This window comes from Pedobacter sp. 05T44, assembly GCF_056395985.1.
Genome location: NZ_JBFTKO010000001.1, coordinates 206,555 through 214,501 on the forward strand (window position 1 = coordinate 206,555; position 7,947 = coordinate 214,501).

Genomic DNA, 7,947 nt, shown 5'->3' on the forward strand with positions numbered 1-7,947 from the left:
GTATTAAAATGAAATGTTGGCTCCAAACTGAATTCCTCTTGGTTGTGGTGGTGTGGCTGTATCCAAACCGTCGAGATTCTGACCTGCACTACCCGAACTTTCCGGATCAGCACCTGAATATTTTGTTTTAAGCCAAAGATTAGTTCCCAAAACATACAGCCTTACTTTGCCCAACCTTACTTTAGAAGTTACTGATGCAGGCAAAGTATAACCTAAAGAGGCAGCTTTAAGTCTGATAAAAGATCCATCCTCCAGATATCTGCTGTTCTGTTCGATGTTGTAATTATTACCCACACTGGTAACTCGAGGAGTATTGGTTATATCTCCTTCTTTTTGCCACCTGTTCAGTTGGCTCTTTAAAATCGATCTGGAGGCATCTCTTGTGCCCCCACCTTCCAAAATGTATTTGTTAAAATTGAATACTTTATTGCCATATTGGTAAGTAAACAATACGTTAAAATCAAATCCTTTATAGCTGATATTATTAGAAAAACCTCCAAAGAAATCAGGAATGAGATTACCCATCAGCTGACGATCTGCCGTGGTCACAGTAGTTCCTGTGGTTCCATCGGCATGTTGAAATATAGCATCTCCGGTTGTAGGGTCAACATATAGCTGTTTGTATAACCAGAAACTTCCTAGTGCAGCCCCTTCCTGTGTTCTTCTATACTCTCTGGCTTCAAAGGTGATGGGGCTAACCAGTTTCTCCGCGCGGTTTACATTTCTTGAAATGTTAAAATTTGCTGACCATTCAAAGTCCTTAGATTTAATAATTGTTCCGGTTATTGCCAGCTCAATTCCCTTATTACTTACTTCACCGGCATTAGCTAATGTGCTTGAATACCCTGTTGACTGTGGCACAGGCAAATAAAGCAAAGCATCTGTGGTGTATTTGTAGTAAGCATCAAAATTCAGAAACAACCTATCCTTAAATAAACCCAAATCAATTCCTGCGTTGTAGGTAGTGGTTTTTTCCCATTTCAAGTCAGGATTTTTTAATTGAGCAGGTGCTACGCCAGGTTTAGGTCCGCTTGTCAGGTTATCAGGATACGCCGCCGAGCCAGACCATAAACCCAATGCGGCATAGTCATTAATACCATTTTGATTCCCGGCAGAACCGGCACTTAGCCTAAGCTTGAATTCAGATATAGTTTCTGAATTTTGTAGAAAGGCTTCCTGTTTGATCCTCCATGAAGCGCCTATACCTGGAAAGAATCCCCAGCGATTATTGGCACCAAATTTAGATGAACCATCAGCTCTGATTACGCCTTCAAGAAAATATTTGTTATCGAGACTGTAGTTCAGCCTACCAAAAAATGAAGCAAGTGTAGACTTCGACCTTCTCTGATCTGCTGTTCTTACAGAAGCAGCAGAGATTTGCTGAAAGAAATTATTTGGGAAACCCTGCCCTACTTCCTGAGCTACTTTAACATCGGTACTCTGAATACTATTTCCAATTAAAACAGTAATATTTTGTCTCGAATTAAGTGCCTTTACATAGGATAATGTTTGTTCATTCTGAATAATTGTGCTGGTAGTAAACACCTCTTTTCTATAACCCAATGGATTGGGGCTGCCACCAATAATTGTTTGATCGTTAAAGAACTCACGTTCATTATAGTTATCGTAATCTAAACCAATTGAAGATTTAAACTTAAGACCGGGTAAAATATTAACTTCTATAAACTGATTACCTATATACCGAATGCTTGTGGTTGAGATATTGGTAATATCAGTATTTACAAGGTTATCAATATTTTCATAAATAGAACCTCTGGCTGGCGTTCCATCTGCATTGTATAAAGGTAAATAAGTCGGGTGATGCAATGCGGCAAGTAAATGTCCGGCCTGCTGACCGGCGCCACCTCTAACTTGCTGTCTGAATGTTCTGTAAACACCATTACTTGAACTAAGGGTTACTTTATCATTCAGCTTGCTATCAAGATTTAGCTTAAAACTTCCACGCTGAAAATCAGCTGGCTTTAATATCCCTTCCTGATCGGTATAGCCTGCACCTATATTATAACGGATCTTCTCACTTCCACCTTGAATACTGAGGTCATAATTCTTAACCTGCGCAGTCCTGAAAACCCTGCTTAATCGATCATAAGTTTGCTGATCTTCTGGGTTACCCCTTCCTGGAACACCATTAATAACATCTGTTACTGGTCTGAATGGACGATTCTCGTAGGTTTGATTTAGGCTAGGCTTGTCTTTACCTGAATTTATCCACTGTTCATTAACCAACATGGCGTGCTCCGGACCGGTAGTGAGTTCCCATAATCGATCAGGATCTGCCTTTTGCCAGCCATGTGATATCTCTAAATTGTATTTTGTTTTACCTAAAAGGTACTCTCCTCTTTTAGTGGTTACTAAAATAACTCCATTGGCTCCACGAGAACCATAAATTGCAATAGCACTCGCATCTTTCAGTACTTCAATGCTTTCAATATCCGCGGGATTGATATCCGCCAGGGGCGATGTTTTTTTCCCACCCAGATCAAGAGTCGACAAAGAGTTGTTATTCACAAATACACCATCAATAACATATAATGGCTCGTTACTCGCGTTAATAGAAGCGGTACCTCGCACCTGTACTTTTACACCTTCTCCCGGAGAACCTGAGTAAGTTCCCACCTGGACACCTGCCGCCCTACCTTGTAACTGGGCATCAAAACTGGCTACAGGAATCTGCTTCGTTTCGGCAGCATTTACCTTAACAATAGCGCCTACAACACTTTTACGCGTTTGGGCACCATACCCAACTACTACAACGTCATTTAGCTGACTTGCACTCTCTTTTAATTCTACCAGGATTGGGCTTCCATTGGCCACAACCTGTTTTTTTTCGTAGCCTACATAAGTAATTTCTAAAGTATAAGGGAATTTCTGACCGGTAACAAAATCGAACTTTCCATTTTTGTCTGTCTGGACAACATGTGTAGTACCGGTAATGTGGATACTTACCCCAGGGATTCCAAGCTTTGTTACAGCGTCAATAATTTGACCTTTAAGAGTAGAATTAATAAGAGGTTGAGTTTGGGAGAAGGAAATGAGCGGTAATAAGATCATTACCACGATACTGCTCTTCAATAGCAGTGTCTTTTTTAACAAGGAATAAGCACTATACAAATGCTTACCCTTTTTAAAATTTTGCATAACTTTAAAAAGTTTTAATTAATAAAATTCTATTGGTTGAAACGAGTTGGCATTTCAGTAAGTGATTGGCGTTGCGTACTGAATGCTTTGATAAAGGCAGGATTCTAATCCTGTCTTTATTATTTCTTTATAGCTTGAAATGCTATTGCATGGAACAGCAACAACAGTGAGAAGAAAATCTCAATCGATTTAGACTGCAGAGCGCAATTTCTTTTTTTAAGTGTAAAATTCTTTTCATTGTTTGGTTTTGTTTCTTATCAATTCAACGCAAATGTAATTGCATTTTTGTTAAAAACAAATAAAATCTATGGATTTAATAGAGTATTAGTGAAAAAAGATATAAAACGATACCTTAGGCTTTAATTAAGTTTAAACACATTATACGATCCAAACACATTAAAAATGAAGAAGTATCAACTTTTGCTCTGCCTTTCGTTCATAGCACTTTCCCTATCCGCACAAAAAAAATCAAAAGAGACTTCTGGAAATCCAATATTTCCAGGTTGGTATGCCGATCCTGAGGGAGCTATATTCGGCAAAGAATATTGGGTTTACCCAACCTTTTCTGCCAAATATGAAGAACAGACATTTATGGACGCCTATAGTTCCAAAGATCTTGTTACCTGGAAAAAACATCCGCACATTCTTGATACAAGCAATGTTAAATGGGCTAAAAAAGCTGTATGGGCACCGTCAATTACTAAAAAAGGAAATAAATATTATCTCTTTTTTGGTGCTAATGACATTCAAAATGATAATGAAATTGGTGGTATAGGTGTTGCCGTTTCAGATAAACCGAACGGCCCATTTAAAGATCTTATAGGAAAACCACTGATCGATAAATTTCATAATGGTGCACAACCAATTGATCAATATGTTTTTAAAGATAAAGACGGACAATACTATCTATTTTATGGTGGCTGGTCTCATTGCAACGTTGTAAAATTAAGTGATGATTTTAAAAGCATTGTGCCGTTCCCTGATGGAACAACTTATAAAGAGGTAACGCCTAAGGGATATGTTGAGGGAGCTTTTATGTTTATCAAAGATGGAAAGTATTATTTCATGTGGTCTGAAGGTGGATGGACCGGTCCGGATTATTCAGTAGCTTACGCCATATCAGATTCACCTTTGGGTCCATTTAAACGTATAGATAAGATCTTAAAGCAAGATCCATCTATCGCTACCGGCGCAGGTCATCATTCTGTAATCAAGAATCCAAAAACTGGTGATTATTACATTATATACCACCGTCGTCCATTAGGAGAAACCAATGGTAATCATAGGGTTACCTGCATAGATAAAATGGAATTCGATGAAAACGGACTGATCAAACCTATCAAAATCACTTTCGAAGGTGTAAGTTCTAATCCCCTGTAGGGCGGTTAGCATCCCCCCAGTCGGACAATAACCGGAGAACCGGCTCAAGCCGCAATCCTAACTCTGTAAGCTTATATTCTACCCTGGGCGGAACCTCAGGGTAGATCATTCTACTTACCAAACCATCATTTTCCAGTTCTCTAAGCTGTAAAATCAATATCCTCTCGGAAATATTAGGCATTGATTTACGAAGTTTACTATACCTTAAACTTCCACAATTTAACAGACGCCACAATATAGTGGGCTTCCAACGACCGCCAATTAAGTCTAAAGTATAGGCCATACCACAACTAGCATTTATCTGCACCTCGTTTTCAAGGTTTGTAGAGCTCTCTTTTCTCATTACTTACATTTATGTTAGTACTATACAATTTTATCAGTACATACAATTGTAAAAGTACAAATATACCTTTGCAATAAGTATTTAAACTAATATTTATTACAGAAAACAGATATGGAACATTTGAAAAACAAAGTAGCAGTAGTAACAGGTGGAAGTCGTGGTATAGGAGCTGCAATTGTAAAAAGACTTGCAAAAGAAGGTGCAACTGTCGCTTTCACATATGTAAATGGGAAAGAAAAAGCAGACGCATTAGTTAATGAGCTAACAGAAATAGGTTCAAAAGTTTTGGCAGTTAAAGCAGATAACGCTATTGAAGGAGAAATAACAGCCGCAATACAAGAGGCAATTACAACTTTTGGGAAATTAGATATTTTAGTTAACAGCGCAGGTGTTTACATTGGGAAACCATTTGAAGAACATACCCTCGCTGATTATGACATCACTATGGCAGTAAACGTAAAAGCTGTAGTGGAGGCCTGTCTAATTGCTGCGAAAAAGATGGAAAACTCGGGTAGGATCATAACCATAGGAAGTAATATGGCTGATAAAGTACCTGCTGCCCAGGGCACATTATATGCAATGAGCAAATCTGCCCTAAGTGGACTTACAAAAGGCCTGTCGCGTGATTTGGGCCCGAGAGAAATTACTGTTAATCTGATACAACCGGGTCCTATAAATACAGATATGAACCCTGAGACCTCAGAACATGCAGACTTTCAGCGAAGCTTAATGGCAATAAAAAAATATGGCAAACCAGAGCATATAGCAGATGTGGTAGCTTATTTAGCAAACCCCGACAGTGGCTACACCACAGGCTCAATAATTACAATTGATGCTGGAACTACCAGCTAATGGCTAACATACAGCGCAACCATTTTAGTTTGCGCTGTATCCTTGTTATTCCCAAATATTATTTACGGCAGTAAGGATAACCGGCTTACCATCTGTAACCATTATAGTATGTTCATGTTGCGCGACATAGCCACCTTTATTACCAACCAATGTCCATCCATCCTTTTCCTGATCAGCATAAGTTGAAGCGGTGGCAATAAATGTTTCAATAGCTACAATAGAATTCTTTCTGAAGCGTGTAGTATTAAATCTATCATAACAGTTCAAGATCTCATGCGGTTCTTCGTGTAAACTTCTACCTACTCCATGTCCGGCAAGGTTTTTTATCACCTTATATCCAAATTTACGGGCCTCTGTTTCAATCAATCTACCGATATCTGCAATCTTTACTCCTCCTTTTATCTGATCTATGGCTTTACGCAATATTTGTTTTGATGCATCTACAAGCGGCTGAAGCTCATTTATATCTTCCCCTAAAATAAAAGAACCGCCATTGTCAGCCCAAAAGCCATTTAACTCGGCAGATACATCAATATTAATGATATCGCCTTCTTTAAAAACTTTATTTTCTGTAGGAATACCATGAGCAATCTCATTATTCACGCTTATGCACGTCCATCCAGGGAAGTCATAAGTCAGCTTAGGTGCCGATTTTGCGCCTAAGGCGCTTAAAATTGCTCCTCCAAAATCATCCAATTCTTTAGCTGTCATACCTGGAGCAGCATGTTCCCTCATTTGTTTAAGGGTTTCTGCTATCGCATTACTGATCTGTTGCATTCCTGAAAGTTCTTCGTCTGATGTAATTGACATGGTCTTTTTTTATACAAAGATAGAAATATTCAACAATCTGTAGAGGAACTCCACAGCTTTCCGAAACCGCCAATAAAATAAACCACTGAAAATCAGACTGGTGCCAAAAAACATATACTTAGGCACTATTATGTAGCATAGTCTAAACATAATTAACAAGAATATTAATTGAAATTTAAAATAAGTATTATGAGAAAGATCATTTTATCAGCAGCATTTTTAGCAGTAGCCGGATTAACAACAGTAAAAGCAAGCGACATTAAAAACTCAGTAGAAGTTGCTGTAAGACAAGATAGTACTACAAAAACTCCAGTTGAATTAAAAGACCTACCTGAGCCGGTTCAAAAAACTTTACAAGCTGAACCAGCAAAAGAATGGACTCCAACTGCAGCATTCCTTGTTGTTAACGCAGACAAATCTGAGTATTACTTGATCAATGTTAAAAAAGGAGAAGAAACAGGATCTCTTAAGATCGACAAAGACGGTAAAGTGGTTCAATAAATCACGATACATATATAGCTAATACACACAAAAGCCGGAGGATTCCGGCTTTTGTGCTTTTTATTAAACCGATATTTAGAATAAATCATCATATTTAATCGTTGTATATAAATATGAGAATAGGACTAATTACGCTTTTATTATTTTGCGGCTATGCTACTACGTATGCTCAATCTTTCAAGTATCCGGTGCTTAACCCTCAAGGAAAAACCATAAAATCACTTATACCAGCTCAATGGAAGGTTATAGATTCTGTGTACGGAGATTTGAATAATGATAAAGTTGAAGATCTGGCCTTGATTTATGAGTTTTACGCTGCTGTTAAAGAAAACAGGGCGTATGGAGATAATACAACAGAACTTATCACCGAAATCCAAAGACCCAGGATGCTGGCAGTCTATTTTAAATCGGGCAGAAATTACAAATTAGTTACCCAAAACAACAATTTTATTTTAAGATCAGAAGAAGGTGGCTCAATGGGTGATCCCCTCCGTCCTTTGGTTATCGCAGATAATGTACTCAACCTCGCTTTTGAAGGAGGCGCAAATTGGAGATGGAAACTTAATTACAGCTTTAAATATCAGGATAAAGATTGGCAGCTTACCAAGGCAAGCAATTACTCTTATCATAGCGGATCTGGTGATATGAATAGTAAAAAGTATGATTTTGTAAACAAGAAACGCATTATTACTATTGGTAAAATCAATAATAAGGATTCAGGAAACGAGATTATTGAACAGAATTTAACATTTAAAACGCTGCGTACTTTTTCGAGCTTTAAAAAACCCTGGACCTGGGAATTGGGCCCAGATGAGTTTCTATAACTCCTACCACATATCATACTCAACTTAGACTCTGGTAAAGTAGTCTGTTTTAACGCAAAAAAGGGCCTGAATCACCAC

General features: G+C 38.2%; 7 protein-coding genes. 4 read left to right on the plus strand and 3 right to left on the minus strand.

Translation table 11 applies throughout. The features are described from left to right. Positions 1–3 precede the first annotated feature (3 nt). Complete coding sequence (locus tag AC1DDK_RS00805; protein WP_337715145.1) at positions 4–3,159, minus strand: SusC/RagA family TonB-linked outer membrane protein; 3,156 nt, start codon at positions 3,157–3,159, stop codon at positions 4–6. Positions 3,160–3,561: 402 nt separating this feature from the next. Between AC1DDK_RS00805 and AC1DDK_RS00810 the strand changes: the two genes are divergently transcribed. Beyond that, positions 3,562–4,539, plus strand: coding sequence for a glycoside hydrolase family 43 protein (locus AC1DDK_RS00810; protein WP_172663782.1), 978 nt, complete (start codon positions 3,562–3,564; stop codon positions 4,537–4,539). On the opposite strand, the gene AC1DDK_RS00815 is transcribed toward AC1DDK_RS00810, so the two are convergent. Beyond that, positions 4,526–4,882, minus strand: a complete 357-nt coding sequence (locus AC1DDK_RS00815) for a winged helix-turn-helix transcriptional regulator (protein WP_288882372.1) — start codon at positions 4,880–4,882, stop codon at positions 4,526–4,528. The genes AC1DDK_RS00810 and AC1DDK_RS00815 overlap by 14 nt on opposite strands. A 111-nt stretch (positions 4,883–4,993) precedes the next feature. Between AC1DDK_RS00815 and AC1DDK_RS00820 the strand changes: the two genes are divergently transcribed. After that, positions 4,994–5,734: an SDR family NAD(P)-dependent oxidoreductase gene (locus AC1DDK_RS00820; protein ID WP_337715147.1), complete on the plus strand. Its 741-nt coding sequence runs from the start codon at positions 4,994–4,996 to the stop codon at positions 5,732–5,734. A gap of 45 nt (positions 5,735–5,779) precedes the next feature. Here the strand turns inward: AC1DDK_RS00820 and map are convergent, their stop codons facing one another. Further along, a complete protein-coding gene (gene map / locus AC1DDK_RS00825; protein WP_337715149.1) occupies positions 5,780–6,544 on the minus strand; it encodes a type I methionyl aminopeptidase in 765 nt (254 codons plus the stop codon). A gap of 189 nt (positions 6,545–6,733) precedes the next feature. On the opposite strand from map, the gene AC1DDK_RS00830 reads away from it, so the two are divergent. Both AC1DDK_RS00830 and AC1DDK_RS00835 read left to right on the plus strand, forming a co-directional pair. After that, complete coding sequence (locus AC1DDK_RS00830; RefSeq protein ID WP_337715151.1) at positions 6,734–7,045, plus strand: hypothetical protein; 312 nt, start codon at positions 6,734–6,736, stop codon at positions 7,043–7,045. A 113-nt stretch (positions 7,046–7,158) separates the two neighbouring features. After that, positions 7,159–7,869 (plus strand): hypothetical protein, encoded by a 711-nt coding sequence (locus tag AC1DDK_RS00835; RefSeq protein ID WP_288882367.1) that lies wholly within the window; start codon positions 7,159–7,161, stop codon positions 7,867–7,869. Positions 7,870–7,947: the final 78 nt, after the last annotated feature.